Origin of the sequence: Pseudomonas sp. PDM10, from assembly GCF_014852295.1 — a bacterium.
In the GTDB taxonomy this organism is placed as follows: Bacteria; Pseudomonadota; Gammaproteobacteria; order Pseudomonadales; family Pseudomonadaceae; genus Aquipseudomonas.
Window position 1 is genome coordinate 618,265 of sequence record NZ_JACVBJ010000001.1, and the last position, 20,611, is coordinate 638,875.

The 20,611-nt window shown below is 61.1% G+C and carries 11 protein-coding genes; 4 read left to right on the top strand and 7 right to left on the bottom strand.

What is annotated here, in order from left to right:
• Positions 1 to 138 precede the first annotated feature (138 nt).
• Genes IB252_RS02960 through IB252_RS02970 form a run of 3 tightly spaced genes read right to left on the bottom strand, consistent with a single transcriptional unit; the run spans position 139 to position 5,061 of the window.
• On the bottom strand, positions 139 to 1,515 hold the full coding sequence (locus tag IB252_RS02960; RefSeq protein WP_008153231.1) for an HlyD family type I secretion periplasmic adaptor subunit: 1,377 nt from the start codon (positions 1,513 to 1,515) through the stop codon (positions 139 to 141).
• A gap of 9 nt (positions 1,516 to 1,524) precedes the next feature.
• A complete protein-coding gene (locus IB252_RS02965) occupies positions 1,525 to 3,684 on the bottom strand; it encodes a type I secretion system permease/ATPase (protein ID WP_192406690.1) in 2,160 nt (719 codons plus the stop codon).
• Between the two features lie 18 nt (positions 3,685 to 3,702).
• A complete protein-coding gene (locus IB252_RS02970) occupies positions 3,703 to 5,061 on the bottom strand; it encodes a TolC family outer membrane protein (protein WP_192406691.1) in 1,359 nt (452 codons plus the stop codon).
• A gap of 592 nt (positions 5,062 to 5,653) precedes the next feature.
• Here IB252_RS02970 and IB252_RS02975 point away from each other — a divergent pair.
• Positions 5,654 to 11,548: a retention module-containing protein gene (locus tag IB252_RS02975; protein WP_192406696.1), complete on the top strand. Its 5,895-nt coding sequence runs from the start codon at positions 5,654 to 5,656 to the stop codon at positions 11,546 to 11,548.
• Between the two features lie 180 nt (positions 11,549 to 11,728).
• Here IB252_RS02975 and lapD read toward each other — a convergent pair whose 3' ends face one another.
• From lapD to IB252_RS02995, 4 genes are all read right to left on the bottom strand, one after another.
• Entirely contained in the window at positions 11,729 to 13,669 is a 1,941-nt protein-coding gene (gene lapD, locus IB252_RS02980; RefSeq protein ID WP_192406698.1) for a cyclic di-GMP receptor LapD, read from the bottom strand.
• 22 nt (positions 13,670 to 13,691) lie between these two features.
• Positions 13,692 to 14,399: a cysteine protease LapG gene (gene lapG / locus IB252_RS02985; protein WP_192406699.1), complete on the bottom strand. Its 708-nt coding sequence runs from the start codon at positions 14,397 to 14,399 to the stop codon at positions 13,692 to 13,694.
• Between the two features lie 207 nt (positions 14,400 to 14,606).
• Positions 14,607 to 15,002 (bottom strand): YbaN family protein, encoded by a 396-nt coding sequence (locus IB252_RS02990; protein ID WP_008156164.1) that lies wholly within the window; start codon positions 15,000 to 15,002, stop codon positions 14,607 to 14,609.
• 10 nt (positions 15,003 to 15,012) lie between these two features.
• Positions 15,013 to 15,600, bottom strand: a complete 588-nt coding sequence (locus IB252_RS02995) for a YecA family protein (RefSeq protein WP_008156162.1) — start codon at positions 15,598 to 15,600, stop codon at positions 15,013 to 15,015.
• 410 nt (positions 15,601 to 16,010) lie between these two features.
• On the opposite strand from IB252_RS02995, the gene recQ reads away from it, so the two are divergent.
• The 3 genes from recQ to IB252_RS03010 all read left to right on the top strand — a co-directional run bounded on the left by recQ (position 16,011) and on the right by IB252_RS03010 (position 20,598).
• Positions 16,011 to 18,137: a DNA helicase RecQ gene (recQ, locus tag IB252_RS03000; protein WP_192406700.1), complete on the top strand. Its 2,127-nt coding sequence runs from the start codon at positions 16,011 to 16,013 to the stop codon at positions 18,135 to 18,137.
• Between the two features lie 119 nt (positions 18,138 to 18,256).
• Positions 18,257 to 18,691 carry a MarR family transcriptional regulator gene (locus tag IB252_RS03005; RefSeq protein ID WP_111451824.1) on the top strand — a complete coding sequence of 145 codons (435 nt, stop codon included), beginning with the start codon at positions 18,257 to 18,259 and terminating at the stop codon, positions 18,689 to 18,691.
• A gap of 128 nt (positions 18,692 to 18,819) precedes the next feature.
• Positions 18,820 to 20,598, top strand: coding sequence for a FimV/HubP family polar landmark protein (locus IB252_RS03010; RefSeq protein ID WP_192406701.1), 1,779 nt, complete (start codon positions 18,820 to 18,822; stop codon positions 20,596 to 20,598).
• Positions 20,599 to 20,611: the final 13 nt, after the last annotated feature.

Here is a 20,611-nt window from a genome sequence, read left to right on the forward strand (position 1 = left end):
GTAGAACAATCACAGAAAATCCCAGCAGAAACTATCTCCCACAGTTGACCGAGTTCCTCCAGGAGAAATGCGATCAAATGTGGGAGCGAGCCTGCTCGCGATAGCGGTAGAACAATCACAGAAAATCCCGGCCAGAGACTAACGTTCGCGCATCGCCTCGGTCCGGGCTTTGAGCACGGGTTTAAGCAAGTAATCCAGCACGCTTTTCTCCCCGGTGATGATGTCTACCGTCGCCACCATCCCCGGAATGATCAGCAACGGTTTCACATCCCCGCCCAAGTGATTCTTGTCGGTCCTCACCTGAATCAGGTAGAAGCTGTTGCCCTTGTCATCCGTAATCGTGTCCGCCCCAATCAACTCCAGCTTCGCACTCAACCCCCCATAAATTGTGTAGTCGTAAGCACTGAACTTGACCATCGCTTTCTGCCCCGGGTGCAGAAACGCCACGTCCTGCGGCCGGACCTTGGCTTCGATCAACAAGTTGTCTTCAATGGGCACGATTTCCACCATGTCGCTGCCCGGCTGGACCACGCCGCCAATGGTGTTGACCTTCAGCACTTTGATAATCCCGTGAACCGGCGACACCACCGTGGTGCGGGTCACTCGGTCATCGATAGCAATGCTCGTTGCCGTGATTTTCGACAGATCAGTGCGTTTTTCATTGAGCTCCTTCGCCGCGTCGGAACGGAAGGATTGTTCGGACTCATCAATCTTGCTTTTGATCTCATTGATCGCCGATTCCGCACGGGGAATCGCCAGGGTCGTGGCGTTCAATGAACCGCGAATTTCCACCGCGCTGCGTTTGAGTCGCAAAATTTCCACCGGCGAAACTGCCCCGGTGCCTACCAGGGGCGTGGACATGTTCATTTCTTGCTGCAGCAACGCCAGGCTTGAACTGAATTGGCCCTGTTTGGAGCGGAACTCTGCCAGTTCCTGGGATTTTTGCCGAAGCTGCTCACTCAAGGTGCGCTGTTCGCTGGCCAGTCGACGTTGCCGTTGTTCGTACAGCGAGCGTTCGTCCTCGGCCACTTGCGGCGCCTTGGCGATCACTTCGGGGGACAGTTTGAACGGCCGGCCTTCCGCCTCGGCCGACAGACGTTCGACCTGCGCCGTCAGTGCATAGCGATCCGCCTCGCTTTCGCCCTTGTTCGACAGAAATCGTGTGTCATCGAGGCGCAGCAAGGTGTCGCCCTTGTTCACCATTTGCCCCTCGCGAACGAAAATCTCAGTGACGATGCCGCCCTCCAGGTTCTGGATCACTTGGATCTTGCTCGACGGGATCGCCTTGCCTTCGCCCATGGTCACTTCCTGCAGCACCGCGAATTTGGCCCAGACCACCGCCGTGATAATCAGCGCAGCCGCGAGCCACACGGTGATCCGCGACCAGCGTGGTGAGTCCTGCAACGAGGCGCCGGCGGTTTCCGGCATGAATTCGCTTTCGGCGCTTTTGCTGAAACTGCTGAAGTAGCCGCGCGGCTTCGAATTGGACGAGGTGTCGGAGGATGAACGGGCCATGGCTAGCTCCTAGACAGCCGCAGAGCCGACACGGCCCTTGCGCAGTGCATCGATGACCACTTCTTTCGGACCGTCGGCGACGATCCGCCCGTTGTCCAGCACCACCAGGCGATCCACCAGGCTGAGCATCGAGGTACGGTGGGTCACCAGCAGCAGGGTTTTGCCCTGGACCCAGCGGTGGAGTTTTTGCCGCAGGATGTCTTCGCTGCTGTTGTCCATGGCGCTGGTGGGTTCGTCGAACAACATGATCGGCGGATCCAGCAACAAGGCGCGGGCCAGCAACACCGCCTGGCGTTGCCCGCCGGACAGCAGTTGTCCGCGTTCACCCACTGGCCGGTCGAAGCCTTGCGGATGCTGACGCGCCAGCTCGGTGACACCGGTCAGTTCGGCGACTTCGAGCATCCGTGAATCGCTGATGTAGCGTGCGCCGAGGGTCAGGTTGTCGCGCAGGCTGCCGGCCAACAGCGGCAGGTCATGGGCGACGTAACCGATTTGCTGACGCAGGTCGGCGACGTCCAGTTGCCGCAGGTCCAGGCCATCGAGCAGCAGCTGGCCTTCTTCCGGCGCGTAGAAACCCATGACCAGCCGCGCCAGCGTACTTTTGCCAGAGCCGCTGCGACCGATGATGCCGATCCGCTCACCGGGTTTCACGCTGAAGCTGATGTTGGCCAGGGCCGGAGCGTTCTGGCCGTTGTAATGGAACGTCACACCGCTGACGTCTATTGCGCCTTGCAGTTGCGTGCGTTCAAGCGGCCGTTGTTTGGCGTCGCGTTCCTGGGGCAAGGACATCAGCGCATCGGTGCTTTTCATGGTCAGTTGCGCTTGCTGATAGCGCGTGATCAAACCGGCAATCTGCCCCAGCGGCGCGAGCACCCGGCTGCCAAGCATGTAGGTCGCGACCAGCGCGCCGACGCTGAGGTTGCCGGCGATGATGCTGTAGACCCCGGCGACGATGGTCGCCATGCCGCAGAATTGCTGGATGAACAGCGTGCCGTTGGTGGCCAGCGCCGAGAGGTTGCGCGCATGGCTGTCGAGGCGGGTAAGGGCGCCGTGGGTGCTTTCCCATTTGTGCTGGCGCTCGCTTTCGGCGCTGCACGCCTTGAGGGTTTCCAGACCTCCGAGGGTTTCGATCAGCAGCGCCTGGCGTTCGGCGCCGAGGGTCAGGCTTTTCTGTACGGTGTCGCGCAGGCGGACCTGGATCACCATCGCGAAGAGGATCGTGATCGGAAACGCCAGTAACGGAATCACCACCAGCCAGCCGCCGAGCAGGCCGATCACCACCAGCATCAGCACGGCAAAGGGCAGGTCGATCAGGCTCGTCAGCGTTACGGCGGTGAGGAATTCCCGCAGGCCCTGGAAGTCATGGATGCTTTGGGCGAAACCACCAATGGTCGCCGGCCGCGCTTTCATCGACATACCAGTGATGCGTTCAAACAACGTGGCCGAAAGGATCACGTCGGTTTTCTTCCCGGCGGTGTCCAGCAGGTGCGCGCGCACCACCCGCAAGACCAGTTCGAAACCGGTGCCGATCAGCAAGCCGATGGACAGCACCCACAACGTCGACGTGGCCTGGTTCGGCACCACCCGGTCGTAGGTCTGCATGACGAACAGCGGCACCATCAGCCCCAGCAGGTTAATCAGAAAACTCGCCAGAATCGCGTCGCTGTACAGCCACTTCGACAGCTTCAAGGTGTCGCGAAACCACGCTTCAACCCGCGGCACCAGCGGCGAACGCAGGTCTTCGAGTTCATGCCGTGGCCGCGCGAACAAGGCCTGGCCACTGTAATTTTCGGCCAGCTCCTGCGTGCTGACCCATTGTTCACCGCCGTCGGCTTCGCTGGGCAATATCAACAACTGCCCGTCATCGCCGATGCGTCGCAGAATGGCCGTACGGCCGTTGTTGAGGATTAGCATTACAGGCAGGTTGAGAACGGAAATGTCCGCCAGTTCACGGCGCAGCAATCGCGCCTGCAAACTGGCCCGGGCCGCTGCGCGAGGCAGCAGGTCCAGGCTCAAGCGTTGTTTGTTCAGGGGCAGTCCGGCGCTCAGGCTGGCGCGACTGACCGTCGCGCCGTGGAGTTTGCAGAGGATCAACAGACCGTCCAGAAGCGGGTCATCGAAGCTCAGACGCGGATCGACACCGATGTTGCCGGATTCCATGCTGGTCACATTGATCTCTCCACAGGCCTACTTCAGTTCAGGCAAACGGGCTTCGTTTTTTACTTCCGTGGAGGCGATCGCATCGGCGGGCAACACCACCCGTTGTTTGCTCAGCAACTGCCCCATGTTCGCCAGCACGCGGTACATCGAGAACTCCTCGGTGTAGCGCACTTCGGTGTAGCGGCGGTTGGCGTTGTAGAGCTCGTTTTCACTGTCCAGCAGGTCGAGCAGGGTGCGTTGGCCGAGGCCGAACTGGTCCTGATAGGCCACGCGCACGCGTCGGCTGGTGTCCGCGTATTCGCGGGCGGTCGGGGTTTGTTTCTTGGCATTGACCATGGCGTTCCAGGCCAGGTGAATGTTCTCGTTGAGTTGGCGCAGGGCATTGTTGCGGACGTCCATCGCCTGGTTGATCAGGTGCGCATCGGAGGCCAGGCGAGCCTTGTCGCTGCCACCGCGGAACAGGTTGTAGTTCATCACTATGCCGACTCGCCATTCGTTGTCGTGGCCTTCATCGCCCTGCACGTTGTTGTTCGCACCCACGGCGGCTTCGGCGTCGAAGCGAGGGTAGAACGGCGACTTGGCAACTTCGTACTGGCTCTCGGCCGATTGCACATCGGCCTGGGCGGATTTCAGGTACGGGTTGTTTTCCACCATGCTTTGCTGGGCTTCCTGCAGGGTGGCGGGCAGTTCGCCGCGGGTCGAGGGCGGGGCTTCGAGTTCATCGGGCAGGCGCCCCACGACGGCGTAGAAGTTCGACTCGGCATCCGCCAGATCGACTTCAGCGGTATCGAGGTTGTTTTGTGCCAGTGCCCGGCGAGCGACGGACTGGTCAGAGTCGGCGGTGCTGCCGATACCACGCTGGGTGCGCAGACTGATCTGATCATTGACCCGCATGTGAGCTTGCAGATTGTTTGTGGCCAGGGTCACCAGTTCGCGGCGCTTGAGCACTTCGAGGTAGACCTCGATGGTGCGCAGGGCCAGATCCTGAGCGGTGCCCTGCGCGTAATAGGCCCGGGAGTTGACCACGCCTTTAGTGCGCTGGACTTCGTTCGAGGTGTTGAAACCATCGAAGAGCATCTGCCGTAGACGCAATTCCGATTGGGTGTAGGTCAGAATTTCGGTGTGGTGATTACCTAATGCCCGGGTGTTGGTGTTATCGCTGTACCCGCGCCCGTAGGCGGCATTCAGATCAACCGATGGATAAAATCCTCCCTTGGCGACTTTCACTTGTTCATCGGCCGAGAGGCGGCTGTCCACTCGAGACGCCAGCTCCGGGTGGGTCGCGATGGTGCTCTGGATTGCCTCCGTCAATGACATGGCTTGAGCCTGAGAAGCGCAGGCCATGGCCAGCAGAATTGCGCTGCAGAGGGGGGTTAATACGCGCATGGGTGCCTCTCCCTGATTCCTAATGGTGCTTATTAGTCGCCAAATATTTGACGGCATTTATAGTGAAAACCGTTTCATGCTTGTAACAACACAGCTAAGAACATTCTAGGGAAAACCATAGAAGAATTTTTCATAAGGCTTATGCCAAAAAAAACTTATGCGCTCTGCAAAATCCAGCACATTGTTCACTCCGAAAGCCCTTGATTTACGAGCGTTAGGGCGCTCAGCGGGGCTTGAGGAAAGTTCCAGACCACATATCGACTTAGGGCGGGGAAGTGCTGGAGGGGAGGGAAGCGGACGGTTTTAAGGTGACGGTTTTTTGTCACCTTGGTGGATCAAAGCCGTTACGCATCGCTCAAAAGGTGACGTGGTGCGAAAGTGGATCCCGATGCCATTGATTGCAGAGGGTTTTTATCCCGCAGCAGACACGTCGCCCGCGAGCGGCACGCTTGGCGAGAACGGCGCCAGGGCAGCGGCTTACTCGAAGTAACCGCTGCCAGCAGGCGATTCCGCCAGGCAACCCGTAGGAGCCATGAGCACGTTCTTCGCAAAAACAGGATGCCGACAGCGGTTGGCAGCGGAGGAAGTGCACATGGCTACGCTCATCGGTATTGTCAGTAAGGTCATTGGTCAGGTATTCGCGGTTGCGGGCGATGGCACCCGACGCGCGCTGGTCGAGGGGGACCGGTTATTCGCCGGCGATCAACTGGTCACCGGGGCCGAAGGCGCGGTGGCGGTTCATCTGCACAATGGCCAGGAACTGACACTTGGGCGTGGCAGCAGTATGGAGATGACGCCTCAGTTACTCGCGAATCAGGCACCTCATGTAGACACCGCTGAAGCGGTGACACCGACTCAAGCGCAACTGACCGATGTCGAACAACTGCAAAAAGCGATCGCTGCCGGCGATGACCCGACCCAGACTGCTGAAGCTACGGCGGCCGGACCGGGTTCGACCGGCGCACCCGGTGCACTGGGCGGCGGCCACTCGTTTGTCATGCTTGAAGAGGTGGGCGGGCGGGTCGATCCGACGATTGGTTTTCCTACCGCAGGCTTCAACGGCATTCCCGGATTTCCCCTGGGGCGGCTGGCCGGAAACCCGGACAACGGCGATAACGGTGCAGGCGGTGCAGGCGGTGCAGGCGGTGCAGGCGGTGCAGGTGGTGCAGGTGGTTCGGATGGTGCAGGTGGTTCAGGAGGGACAGGCGTTCTTCCTGTGACACCGGATGTTCCTGTTGTTCCTGTTGTTCCTGTGACACCGATTGTTCCTGATGTGCCGAACAATCCGGTGACCCTCACCGGCCTGTCGGTGGCAGGGGGAGAACTGACCGTCAATGAGGCCAACCTGGCCGACGGTTCGGCCCCCGACCCAGAGGCACTGACCAAGACCGGCACGTTCAGCGTGTCTGCTCCTGACGGGCTGACCAGCCTGAGCATCGCAGGGGTCAACGTGATCAGCGGTGGCGTTGCCGCAGGCTTCCCGCAATCGATCACTACCCCGTTGGGCAACACCCTGACCGTCACCGGCTACAACCCGGCCACGGGGGTTGTGAGTTACAGCTACACCCTCGTCGACAATGAAACCCATCCGACCGGTGGCGGCGCCAACAGCATCACCGAGAATCTCAACGTCGTCGCCACCGATACGGACGGCAGTTCGGCGACCGGGCAAATCAACGTCAACATCGTCGATGACCTGCCGACCGCCAACCCCGACTCGACCGCGGTTGCGGAGGGCGGCATCGTCAGCGGCAACGTGCTGTGGAACGACGTCGGCGGCGCCGATGGCCTCGCCGCAGGAGGCGCGGTGCTCGGCGTGCGTGCCGGTTCCGACACCTCGGCGCCGGCTGTTGGCGGCCTCAACAGCCAGATCAATGGCACCTACGGTTACCTGACGCTGGACGCCAACGGCAACGCCGTCTACCACAGCAACCCGAACGCCGTGAGTGGCCCTGGCGCGACGGACACGTTCACCTACACCCTGCGCGATGCCGACGGTGACCAAAGCACCACCACCATCACCATCGACGTGCACAACTGCAGTATCAGAGCGGTCAGCGATAGCGACGTGACCGTCTACGAAAAAGCCCTCGACCTGAACCAGGACGGCCAGGATCTGGCGCCCGGCACCGTTACCGGCAGCCTGCCGGGCAACACCGGCGAAACCGCCAGTGGCACGCTGGCTGGTTCGGTCAGCGGCGCGGTCGGCGCGATCACCTACACCCTGGTCGGCAGCGCCACTGGCACCTACGGCCAAATCCTGCTCAATCCCGATGGCTCCTATACCTACACCCTGACGTCGCCGGCCAGCACCACGCCGCATGCCAACGACGGGCCGAACACCCTGAGCGAAAGTTTCACCTACCAAGCCACCGACGCCCTGGGCAACAGCACCACCAGCACCATCGTGGTCAACATCGTCGATGACCTGCCGACGGCTCATGCCGACGAGGCTTCGGTCGCGGAGGGCGGCGTTGTCAGTGGCAACGTGTTGTGGAACGACGTCGGCGGCGCCGATGGCCTCGCCGCAGGAGGCGCGGTGCTCGGCGTGCGTGCCGGTTCCGACACCTCGACCTCGGCCATCGGCGGCCTGAACAGCCAGATCAATGGCACCTACGGTTACCTGACGCTGGACGCCAACGGCAACGCCGTCTACCACAGCAACCCGAACGCCGTGAGCGACCCTGGCGCGACGGACACGTTCACCTACACCGTGCGCGATGCCGACGGTGACCAAAGCACCACCACCATCACCATCGACGTGCACAACAGCAGCATTCTGGCAGTCAGCGACAGCGACGTGACCGTCTACGAAAAAGCCCTCGACCTGAACCAGGACGGCCAGGATCTGGCGCCCGGCACCGTTACCGGCAGCCTGCCGGGCAACACCGGCGAAACCGCCAGTGGCACGCTGGCTGGTTCGGTCAGCGGCGCGGTCGGCGCGATCACCTACACCCTGGTCGGCAGCGCCACTGGCACCTACGGCCAAATCCTGCTCAATCCCGATGGCTCCTATACTTACACCCTGACGTCGCCGGCCAGCACCACGCCGCATGCCAACGACGGGCCGAACACCCTGAGCGAAAGTTTCACCTACCAAGCCACCGACGCCCTGGGCAACAGCACCACCAGCACCATCGTGGTCAACATCGTCGATGACCTGCCGACGGCTCATGCCGACGAGGCTTCGGTCGCGGAGGGCGGCGTTGTCAGTGGCAACGTGTTGTGGAACGACGTCGGCGGCGCCGATGGCCTCGCCGACGGGGGCGCGGTGCTCGGTGTGCGTGCCGGTTCCGACACCTCGACCTCGGCCATCGGCGGCCTGAACAGCCAGATCAATGGCACCTACGGTTACCTGACGCTGGACGCCAACGGCAACGCCGTCTACCACAGCAACCCGAACGCCGTGAGCGACCCCAGCGCGACCGACACGTTCACCTACACCGTGCGCGATGCCGACGGTGACCAAAGCACCACCACCATCACCATCGACGTGCACAACAGCTGCATCATGGCTGTCAGCGACAGCGACGTGACCGTCTACGAAAAAGCCCTCGACCTGAACCAGGACGGCCAGGATCTGGCGCCCGGCACCGTCACCGGCAGCCTGCCGGGCCTCACGGCTGAAACAGCCAGTGGCACCCTGGTCGGTTCTGTTACTGGTGCCACCGGCGCGATCACCTACACCCTGGTCGGCAGCGCCACTGGCACCTACGGGCAAATCCTGCTCAATCCCGACGGCTCCTACACCTACACCCTGACCTCGCCGGCCAGCACCACGCCGCATGCGAACGACGGGTCGAACACCCTGAGCGAAAGTTTCACCTACCAAGCCACCGACGCCCTGGGCAACAGCACCACCAGCACCATCGTGGTCAACATCGTCGATGACCTGCCGACGGCTCATGCCGACGAGGCTTCGGTCGCCGAAGGCGGCATCGTCAGCGGCAACGTGTTGTGGAACGACGTCGGCGGCGCCGATGGCCTCGCCGCAGGAGGCGCGGTGCTCGGCGTGCGTGCCGGTTCCGACACCTCGACCTCGGCCATCGGCGGCCTGAACAGCCAGATCAATGGCACCTACGGTTACCTGACGCTGGACGCCAACGGCAACGCCGTCTACCACAGCAACCCGAACGCCGTGAGCGACCCTGGCGCGACGGACACGTTCACCTACACCGTGCGCGATGCCGACGGTGACCAAAGCACCACCACCATCACTATCGACGTGCACAACAGCGGCTTCATGGCGGTCAGCGACAGCGACGTGACGGTCTACGAAAAAGCCCTCGACCTGAACCAGGACGGTCAGGATCTGGCGCCCGGCACCGTCACCGGCAGTCAGCCGGGCCTCACGGCTGAAACCGCCAGTGGCACCTTGGTCGGTTCGGTCAGCGGCGCGGTCGGCGCAATCACCTACACCCTGGTCGGCAGCGCCACTGGCACCTACGGGCAAATCCTGCTCAATCCCGACGGCTCCTATACCTACACGCTGACCTCGCCGGCCAGCACCACGCCGCACGCCAACGATGGCGAGAACACCTTGAGCGAAAGTTTCACCTACCAAGCTACCGACGCCCTGGGTCATTCCACCACCAGCACCATTGTGGTCAACATCGTCGATGACCTGCCGACCGCCAACCCCGACGCGGCCTCGGTAGTGGAGGGCGGCATCGTCAGCGGCAATGTGCTGGCGAACGACTTCGGCGATGCCGATGGAGTTGGGGTGGTCGGCGTGCGTGCCGGTTCCGACACCTCGACCTCGGCCATCGGCGGCCTGAACAGCCAGATCAATGGCACCTACGGTTACCTGACGCTGGACGCCAACGGCAACGCCGTCTACCACAGCAACCCGGACGCTGTGAACGGTCCCGGTGCGACCGACGTGTTCACCTACACCTTGCGCGATGGCGATGGCGACGAGCGGACCACCACCATCACCATCGACGTGAACAATAGCTGCATCATCGACAACGGCGGCGACCAGACCCCAGTCATTGCGAACGCGCCACCCGTGGCAGTCGATGACCACATCATCACCAACGTGCTGTCGGACCACATCGTGGTACCGGAGGGGTTGCTGCTGGCCAATGACACCGATGCGGATAAGGATCCGCTCACTGCATCGCCGACCTCATTCAACACTGGCTGGATTGCCAAAGGCGCGGACTTCACCGGTACCAATCAAAACTTCAGCTTCATCGGCGGTAACGAGCAGGCGGTGACCCTCGCCCGCAGTGCATTCGTCGCCAACACGACAGCCATGACGGCGGTGTTGGTCGTCAGCGGGGCGCTGGGACCGGTCGACAACACCCACGCTGAGGACCGCATCACCATCGACCTCAAACAGGGTGAAACCCTTAACCTGGATCACAATCTGCCGGCCGATCATGTCGCCATGGAGTACTCAATCAACGGCGGCGCATGGGTCGCCCTCGCGGACGGGCAAACCCTCACCGCAACGTCGGACAGCACCTACCAGATCCACATCACCAACATCGACAACCCTGGCCCGGGCAACAGCGGGAATGGGGCGGAAAACTACCAGTTGACCATGACCGTCGACTACGCCGGAGCCCACGACATCACGCCAGATGCCCACGGCACCTATGCCGCCAACGACAGCCATGGCGGCAGCGACAACGGTGCCGTGACCATCACCTATCAGGATGGCCACACCCTCACCGGTACGGCGGGCGACGATGTACTCCTGGCGGGCGCCGGTAACAACGTGATCAATGCCGGCGACGGCAACGACGTACTCACCGCCGGTTCCGGCAACAACGAAATGCACGGCGACGCCGGCAACGACTTGCTGTACAGCGGTGCGGGCAACGACCTGCTCGACGGCGGCACCGGCGTCGACACCGCGAGCTATGCCCACGCCACGGCCGGGGTTACGGTCAATCTGGGCGTGCTGGGTGCGCAGAACACGGCGGGCGCCGGGACCGACACCCTGACGGCGATCGAAAACCTGACCGGTTCAAATTTCAACGACAGCCTCACCGGCGACAACCACAGCAACATCATCAACGGCGGCTTGGGTGACGACATGCTCAACGGTGGGGGCGGCGACGACTTCCTCATCGGCGGCCTGGGCAACAACACCCTCACCGGCGGCAGCGGTGCCGACACTTTCCAGTGGCTCAAAGGCAACAGCGGCCACGACGTGGTCACCGACTTCACGCCGGGCATCGACAAACTCGACCTGTCGCAACTGCTGCAAGGGGAAAACAGCACCGCGGCGTCGCTGGATGACTACCTGCACTTCAAAGTCACCGGCAGCGGCGAATCACTGGTCACCAGCATCGACGTCAGCGCCATGGCGGGCGCCGCGCCGAACCAGACCATCGACCTGGCGGGTGTGAACCTGGCCAGCCATTACGGCGTAACGCCGGGGGCGGGTGGGGTGATTGCCGATGGGCACGATACGGCGACGATTATTAACGGGATGTTGAATGATCATTCGTTGAAGGTGGATACGGTGTGATCTGATATGACAAAACCCGTCATCCCCCTAGAAAGGGATGGCGGGTTTTTTGTTGATCGTTCCCACTCTCTGCGTGGGAATGCAGCAAGGGACGCTCTGCGTCCCAAAAGCGGACGCGGAGCGTCCGGCGAGGCATTCCCACGCAGCGTGGGAACGACTATTAACGAACGGTCGTTCCCCTCACATCGGCTCCGGCGGCCCAATCAACCGCCCCATCACCCCAAACAGTCCCAACTCCCGGATCACCTCCAGTTCTCCTTTGGTCTCGACCATCTCCGCAATCAACGGCAAATCAATGCTGTTGGTGGCTCGAAAAATCGCCTCGATAAACAGCCGTTTATCGCTCTGCTCATCAATGTGACGGATGTACGCCCCATCGATTTTCAAGTAAGCCAGCCCCAGTTGAGCCAGGTTGCCGATCTGGCCGAAGCTGCCGCCGAAATGCTGCAGACCGATGCGGTAACCGGTGTTGAGCAGGCTGTGGCTCAGGCGTTGCAATTCTTCCTGAGGTGGCAGTTGGCGTTCGTCGATTTCCAGAATCAGCAACGGCGCGAGTTCGGGCAGCGATTGGAGCATGTCGAGGATGTGTTGCAGTTGCGCTGGATCGCGCAGGGTGCTGCCGGACAGGCTTAACGCCAGGGGCCAACGGTTGACCACGAGGTAGTCGAGGGTGGCTTCGAGCATGGCCAGGTCGAATCGGGCCGACCAGCCGAGTCGCTCGATCCACGGCAGGAAATGCCCGGCGGCAATGGCCTCGCCGTGTGGGTCGAGCAGGCGCGCGAGGACTTTGTGATGCAGCACCTGGCTGGTGTCGGCGCATTGCACCACCGGCTGGAAATACAGTTGCATCTTGCCTTGGTTCAGGGCGTCGTCAATCCAGGTTTGCCAGTCGTTTTGGGGCGGGTTCGGCGCGGTGATGGAATCGGCCAAGTGGACCCACGGGCGCTCGGGATGTTGCCGGGCTTCGGTCAACGCCCGGTCCAGTCGCGTCAGCACAACACTGGCTGGTTCACCGGGGTGGTAAGGGGCGATCCCCAAATGCGCCACCGGCATGGCGTCGCTGGCGCCGGTCAGGCGCAGGTTTTCCAGGGTGGCGCTGATTTCGCAGGCCAGGCGTGCGGCGTCGGTGCTATCCAGGCCAGGCGTCAGCAGGCTGAATTCACCACCACGATTGCGCGCGGCTAGCCAGGTGCGACGTTCCGGTGGCTCAGTCAGGCGCTTGAGCAATTCGCCGACGGCGCTGATCAACGCATCGGTGCGCTGGCCGCCCAAGCGCTGGTTGAGACCGGCCAGATCGTTGATCCGCAGCATCAGCAAATGGCCATCGCTGCTCTGCTCGGAGACCAGCAATTCGTCGGCAAGCTCTTCATCCAGCAAGCGCCGATTGGCCAAGCCTGTAAGGCTGTCCTGATAAGACTCGACCCGCAGTTTTTCACTGCGTGCGACCTCTTCGGCGAACAGCGCCTTGAGCTTCTCGACCATCTGATTCATGGCCAATACCACGCGTTTCAACTCCGGTGTGCGCGGCAGTTTCGGCAGGCTGAGGAACTCGCGTTTGCTGATGGCTTCAGCCTGTTTGACCATGGTGTCGAGTGGACGAAATTGCCGGCGCAGCAGCCAGCCTCCAAACACGGCACTGAGCAGGCCGCACACCAGTAACCAGATCAGGCTGCCGAGGGTGCTGTCCCAAAGTTTGGCCAGGGCGAACTGCGGATTGCTCAACACCTCGACCCGTGCCGCCTGGGCCCAGCCACGCATGATCAGCGCTTCGCCACCGGGTGGGTGCAGGTTGACCAGGTTCACAAACCAGGCGGGAACGCCCTCGATTTGCCCCGGCGCACTGCGCTCTACCAGTACCTGCGCATTCTCGATGTTAATGATTCGAATGCTGCTGAAATAACCGCTGTCGAAAATCGAGCTGACCATTAATTCGATCATGGCCGGGTCATCGATTTGTGCCGTCAACGACAAACCCAACGCGGTGGCCGCGTCCTGAGCGTGGGAGCGCAACTGGCTGAGCATCTGGTCGCGAGAGCTTTCCAGGCTGACAAAAAAACTGCCGCTGAACGCCACCAGCAAGAACAGGCAGATGGCGAGAAACAACTGTTTACGCAGTGACATAAATCGCTCCTTGCTCAGGTGGCTAGCCGTCGCCCACGGCGAACCCTTCAGCCTGCATCTTTTTCAGTACGTCCTGCCAGCGCGACAGTTTTTTCGAGTCGCCGCTGCGTTTGCCACCATTGGCTCCCGGCAAGTACAGGCCTTCGGCGTTGAAGGCGTACACCGGCAGCAAGTCTTGGCGTTGGGAGGCGGGGCGGACCTCGCCAATCAAGTTGTCCAGCACCAGCGGATCGGCCGTGGGGCTGTTGTAGAACGTCAGCACCATGTGCGCCTGGTTCTGGGTCAGGGCTTTCACGTAGGTGATGCGTAGTTTTTCGCTGGGAATTCCCAGGTAGCGCAGGCTGAAATATTTCGCCAGTGCGTAGTCCTCACAATCAGCGGCACCCTTGATCAGGGATTCGACGGGCGTGGCCCAGTAATCGGTCTGATGCCAAATGCGGGTGTCGTCCAGAAAACTCAGTTGCTGATTGAAGAAGCGATTGACTGCGTTCAGCTGCTCGCGCTCGGGCGCGTTGACTTCGCTACTGATCATTTGACTCCAGGCCTCGATCCTTCCCCGTCCCGGGCCCAGGGTGCCGTAGCGATTTTCGGCGGTTTGCAGAATCTGCGCAAAATCCCAGTTGGCCCCGACACTGCCCAGCCCGGCCAACAGAAAAGTGATCAGCAACAGCCATCCGCCGAACCGAAGTCGGAGCGTTGACCATCTTGGGCTACGCGGACTGCGGGACATGTCTGGCCGCTCGGGTGCAGATGTCTGAAGTCTAGGCGGTGTTTTTTGAAAGGTAGGGTTGATCGTCGGGTCAGTTCGCGGACTGATCGTTCCCACGCTCCGCGTGGGAATGCCGCCCGGGACGCTCCGCGTTCCTTCGACGCGGTGACGCAGAGCGTCACTGGATGCATTCCCACGCGGAGCGTGGGAACGATCATTGTGGCGTTTTCAAGGTTTGTGCAGGGTTTTCTGTTTGAGGATGTAGAGGGTCACCAGCACGGCGCTGGTCAGCATGAACCCCCGCGCCCACGGCAGGGGCACCAGATAGCAGGAGAGCAGGATACTCGCCCACATCAGGCCGATGGCGTAGACCTTACCCTTGAGCGGAATGCCGTTGCCGCTCAGGTAATCGCGAACCCACGGCCCAAGCCGCGGATGTTCAACCAGCCAATGATAAAAGCGCGGCGAACTGCGGGCGAAGCAGGCGGCCGCCAGCAGCAGGAAGGGCGTGGTGGGCAATACCGGCAGGAAAATCCCGATCACCCCCAGCGCTACGCTTAGCCAGCCGATGGCCAGCAGCACGTAGCGCAACATCAGGGAGCGGTTGCCTATGGGGTTGTCCATAGGCAAAACCTTAGTGGTGACGAGGCTTGAGGATCGCCGGTTTTTCGTCTGGTGCCTGGCACAGCAGGTACAGCGCGGTCAGGGCTTCCGGGATCTGCACGATCATGTCGTCCATCAGGTTGGCGTCTTTGGCGATGTCTTCGAACTCAGGCTGTTCGTCGAACAGGCCCGAACCGACCATGATCGGCAGCAGCATTTCGCTGACTTCGTCTTCGGCGGTCTCGAACCAGGCTGCTTCGCGCAGGAACACGCCTTCCATGAAACCGATGCACCAGCCGCGCAGGTCGGAATCGTCCGGCTCTTCACCCAGGTCCAGGTCACAGGGCAGCTCAAACTCTTCATCGGACGCCAGTTGGCGAGCGATGTGAGCCTTGAGGGCCAACAGGGTGGATTCGATCGCTTCACGCTCGGTGTCGTCGGCGTAATGCGGCTCTTCGGCGAAGAGGGCGTCGATCCATTCACGGTCGGGAACGGTTTCGGAACAGATCGACAGCGCAGTGAGGTAGCCGTGGGCGGCCACATAGTCCAGCGCCTCGTCATGCAGTTCGTCGGCGTCGAGGAAGACTTGCAGGCGGGTTAGTTGCTCAGCGAAGGACATTAAAGGGCTACCTTGGGGAATATACGATGCAGGAATTCTAGGCCTTCTTGAGCGGTCAGGCCAGCCGCGCGGAATATTTGGACCCATGCAGGAGTATGGAGCGCCGCAATCCCTGTGGGAGCGAGCCTGCTCGCGATGGCGGCGTTACATTCAATATCAATGTTGATTGGGCTGCCGCCATCGCGAGCAGGCTCGCTCCCACAGGTGGCGGACGGTGTTCGTCCTTGTGTCTTATCAGCGGCACCCTTTGCAGGGGAGGGCTCGGGTATACTCCCGCGTTTTGTGATGCCCTGCCGGCGTCGCGGCTGAAATGTGACGCGTCATGCAATGCGCACTTACGATTTGTCGGTGCAGCCTTCGTGGTTCTGAACCAGCCTTGCAGGGATGTTTTTGTGATTTTTGGAGTTTCTATGCTCGAACAGGCTCAACGCGTCCTCAAGGACATCTTCGGCTACGACAGTTTCCGTGGCCGTCAGGGTGCAATCATTGAGCGCGTGGCCAGTGGCGGCGATGCCCTGGTGCTGATGCCTACCGGTGGCGGCAAGTCCTTGTGCTTCCAGGTGCCGGCGCTGTTGCGCGAAGGCCTGGCAGTGGTGGTGTCGCCGCTGATCGCTCTGATGGACGACCAGGTCGCTACCCTCGAAGAGCTGGGCGTCGCTGCGGCGGCATTGAACTCCACGCTCAGCGCCGAGCAGCAGCGCGATCTGGCGGCACGGATCAAGCGCGGTGAAGTGAAAATGCTTTATCTCGCGCCCGAGCGTCTGGTTCAGCCACGAATGCTGGCGTTCCTGCAAAGTCTTGAAATTTCCCTGTTCGCCATCGACGAAGCCCACTGCGTGTCCCAATGGGGCCACGACTTTCGCCGCGAATACCTGCAATTGGGCCAGTTGGCGGAATTGTTCCCCAACGTCCCGCGTATCGCCCTGACCGCGACTGCCGACAAGCGTACCCGGGAAGAAATCGTCGACCGCCTTCATCTTCAGGATGCCGAGCGCTTCCTGTCGAGTTTCGACCGTCCCAACATTTTCTATCGCATCGTGCCCAAAGAGCAGCCGCGCAAGCAGTTGCTGGCGTTCCTCGCCGAGCGGCGCAGCGATGCCGGCATCGTCTATTGCCTGTCGCGCAAGAAAGTCGACGAAGTGGCAGTGTTCCTCAGCGAGCAAGGTTTCCCGGCGCTGCCGTATCACGCCGGTCTGCCCAACGATACCCGGGCTCACCACCAGAAGCGCTTCCTCAATGAGGAAGGCCTGATCATGGTAGCCACCGTGGCGTTCGGCATGGGCATCGACAAGCCCAACGTGCGCTTTGTCGCTCACCTCGACTTGCCAAAATCCCTTGAGGCTTACTACCAGGAAACCGGTCGCGGCGGCCGTGACGGTCTGCCGGCAGACGCCTGGATGGCTTACGGCCTGCAAGACGTGGTGATGCTCAAACAGATGTTGCAGAACTCCGAGGGCGACGAACGCCACAAACGTCTGGAGCAGCACAAGCTCGACGCCATGCTCTCGCTCTGCGAAGAAACCCGCTGCCGTCGCCAGACGCTGTTGGCTTATTTCGACGAAGACATGCCCGGGCCGTGCGGCCATTGCGACAACTGCGTCGATGGCGTGCAGACCTGGGACGCCACCGAGCCGGCCCGTCAGGCGCTTTCGGCGATCTACCGCACCGGCCAGCGCTATGGTGTCGGGCATTTGGTCGATGTATTGCTGGGCAAGGACAACGAAAAGGTCCGCAATTTCGGCCATCAACATCTGTCGGTATTTGGTGTAGGCAAGGCGATGGGGGAGAGCGAATGGCGCTCCTTGTTCCGTCAGCTGGTTGCCCGCGGTCTGGCGGACATCGACCTGGAAGGCTACGGCGGTCTGCGCCTGAGCGACACCTGTCGACCGCTGCTCAAGGGCGAAGTAACCCTGGAGCTGCGTCGCGACCTCAAGCCGCAAACCACGGCCAAAAGCAGTAAGAGCCAGGCGAGCCAACTGGTTCGCGGCGAAGAGCGCGAACAGTGGGAAGCCTTGCGCGCCCTGCGTCGAAAACTCGCCGAAGAGCATGGCGTGCCGCCGTATGTCATCTTCCCCGACTCGACACTGCTGGAAATGCTCCGCAGCCAACCGACCTCGCTGTCGGAAATGGCCACGGTCAGCGGCGTTGGTGCGCGCAAGCTGGAGCGTTACGGCGAGGCCTTCCTCGAAGTCCTCGGCGGGCAAGTCGAGGCGCCGAAAGTGGTGGCCGATCTGCGCCACGAACTGATCACCCTGGCCCGAGCCGGCATGACACCGTTGCAGATCGCCGGTCAGCTGCAATGCTCGGAAAAGAACGTCTACACCCTGCTCGCCGAAGCGATTGGCAAGCAGCAGTTGTCGCTGGAGCAAGCGCTGGATCTGCCTGAAGAATTGATGGGTGAGATCCAGGATGCGTTCCTTGACGGCGAGGGCGAATTGCCGCCCGTGTCGGAGATTGCCGCACTGTTTGCCGGGCGAGTGCCGGAAGGCGTTTTGTACTGTGTTCGGGCGGCGCTGCAATCCGAATTCGAGATTTAGGTGATCTGCCACATAGATGTAACGATTCAGTACAGAGCAAGCCTTGCCTCTGGCCAAGGGTCATGCTTAGCTGACTAATAATTAGTTTTTCTTTATTTCAGTCTAATCATGAGTGTTTTATGCCGTTAACCGAACAACACCGCTTTGGCATGCAATTGGCCCAGATGTCGCGCGGCTGGCGTGCCGAACTGGACCGCCGTCTGGCTGGCCTGGGGCTGTCCCAGGCGCGCTGGCTGGTGCTGCTGCACCTGGCGCGTTTTGATGATGCCCCGACCCAACGTGAACTGGCGCAGAGCGTCGGCGTTGAAGGGCCGACTCTGGCTCGTCTGCTCGACAGCCTCGAAAGCCAGGGACTGGTGCAACGTCAATCGGTGCTGGAAGATCGCCGAGCGAAGAAAATCGTCCTTTGCGCGCCGGCGCTTCCCTTGATCGAACAAATTGAAACCATTGCTACCCAACTGCGCCACGAGTTGTTCGAAGGCGTCGATGAGGCAGACTTGAAGGTCTGCATGCGTGTCCACGGGCACATTCTGGCCAACCTGGAAAAATCTTGAGGCATTAACGCCCCCAAGACTTTTGAGATACTCCGTTGGGCAGACTATAAAGAACTACTTGGCAATATCGTGTTCGTACCGGATGTGCGAACGCGTACAAGATGGTTCTGGTTATCTAAGGGATGCTCATGCTCGAGAGTTGGCACATGGCTTTACGGTGTTGCGCCAGGCTGCTTCTGGTCGGTGGTGCTGTCACTTACTCGGCATTGGCGCCCGCGTTGGGCTTGGGTGATATCACCCTGCATTCAGCGCTGAATCAGCCGTTGCGCGCCGACATCGCACTGGAAGATGCCGCAGGTCTGGAGGAGGGCGAGCTCTCCGTCAGCCTGGCGACAGCAGACGAGTTCAGCCGCGCCGGCATCGATCGGGTGTTCTTTCTCAATAATCTGAAATTCACCCCGATCCTGCGCGGCAACCGCAGCCTGATCCGGGTGAGCTCCAGCAAACCGGTCAATGAACCTTTCCTGAATTTCCTGGTGCAGCTCAATCAGCCCAACGGGCGGGTGCTGCGCGAGTACACGGTGCTGATCGATCCGCCAGGTTCGCCGGGGATTGTTCCCGTCAATGACGAACCGGTGACCGACGTTCAGCCCTCTGGATTCCCAACGGTTGAGCCGGCTGTTGCGAAGCCACCCGCGGCGAAAGGCAAACAGTCGCCACCCCCTCCTGCCGCCGCGCCTGTGAGTGATCCCGTTGCCGAACAACTGGCCGCCAGCGTGCTGCGAAACCAGCAGCTGCAAGCAACCATCGATGAATTGACTGCGAAGCTTCAGGCCCAGGAGGAGCAGATCTCCGGTCAGAAAAAGCAGGTGACTGAACTGCAAACCCAATTGGCGGAAATCAAGACCGCAACGGTGGAGCCGGCTGCACCCGCCGTTGTGGCTCCCGCGCCGGCTATTGTTGAAGAGCCTGAGGCTACTAACTGGGGGCTGATTCTCGGGTTGTTGGCGGTGGTGGCTCTGGTGTTGCTGGGGTTGTTCGTGAGGCGTCAACGACAACAGGTTCAGGCATTGCCCGACGCTTTACCTGATTTGCCGTCACGGCATGAACCGGTGCTCAATCGCACGGCAGAACCGGTTTCACAGTCGTCAGAGGTGCAACCGGCAACTGAATCGGGTGAAGAGTCGCCCGCAGGCGATGTGCTTGAAGGGGTTGATATCTATCTGGCCTATGGCCGTTTTTCCGAAGCCGCCGGTTTGTTGCGAGAGGCGCTGATCAAGGAGCCGCAACGCACGGATCTTGCCGTTCAGCTGTTGGAAGTCTTGGGTAAACAGGGTGACGCACCCGCCTATGAAACACAGGAAAACAACCTGCGTGACGCCGGATACGACCTGCAAGAACTTCAGAATATTCGCGCCCGGCACCCGAAATTGAACAGTGCGGCACCGTTGGCCGTTGCAGCGTCAATGACTCCCCCCAAGGCTGCGATCGCCGAAGCAGCACCCAACGATGAGTTCCAGTTGAACCTGGATGACCTGTCGATGGATTCGAGTTGGGACCTGATCAGCCCTTTTGAACACTCGCCGTCGGCCGCGAAGCCATCGAGCGAATCCGCGCCGGTCGAGCCGCCGTTTGCCTCGAACCTGCACGTCTTGCCCGAGGTGTTTGAAATGCCCGATGAGTCGACGCTGGACGAGCCCGAACTTGAATGGGTCGCCGAGCCTGATTCACAGACTCTGGATGACGCCTTTCTCAACGAGTTCAGCGATCCCGGCCAGTCGCTGGAACTGCAACCGCTGAACCTGGAACCGCCCGAGCCGAGCAGCGCCGAAAAACTCGAACAAGCCCAGACCTGCATTGATGACGGCGATCTGGACAGCGCCATCGAATTGCTCAACGAGTTGCTCAAGGAGGGTAACGAGCCGCTTAAGCAGACCGCCCGGAACCTGCTCGCCGGGCTATCATAGCGGCGCCCTCTGG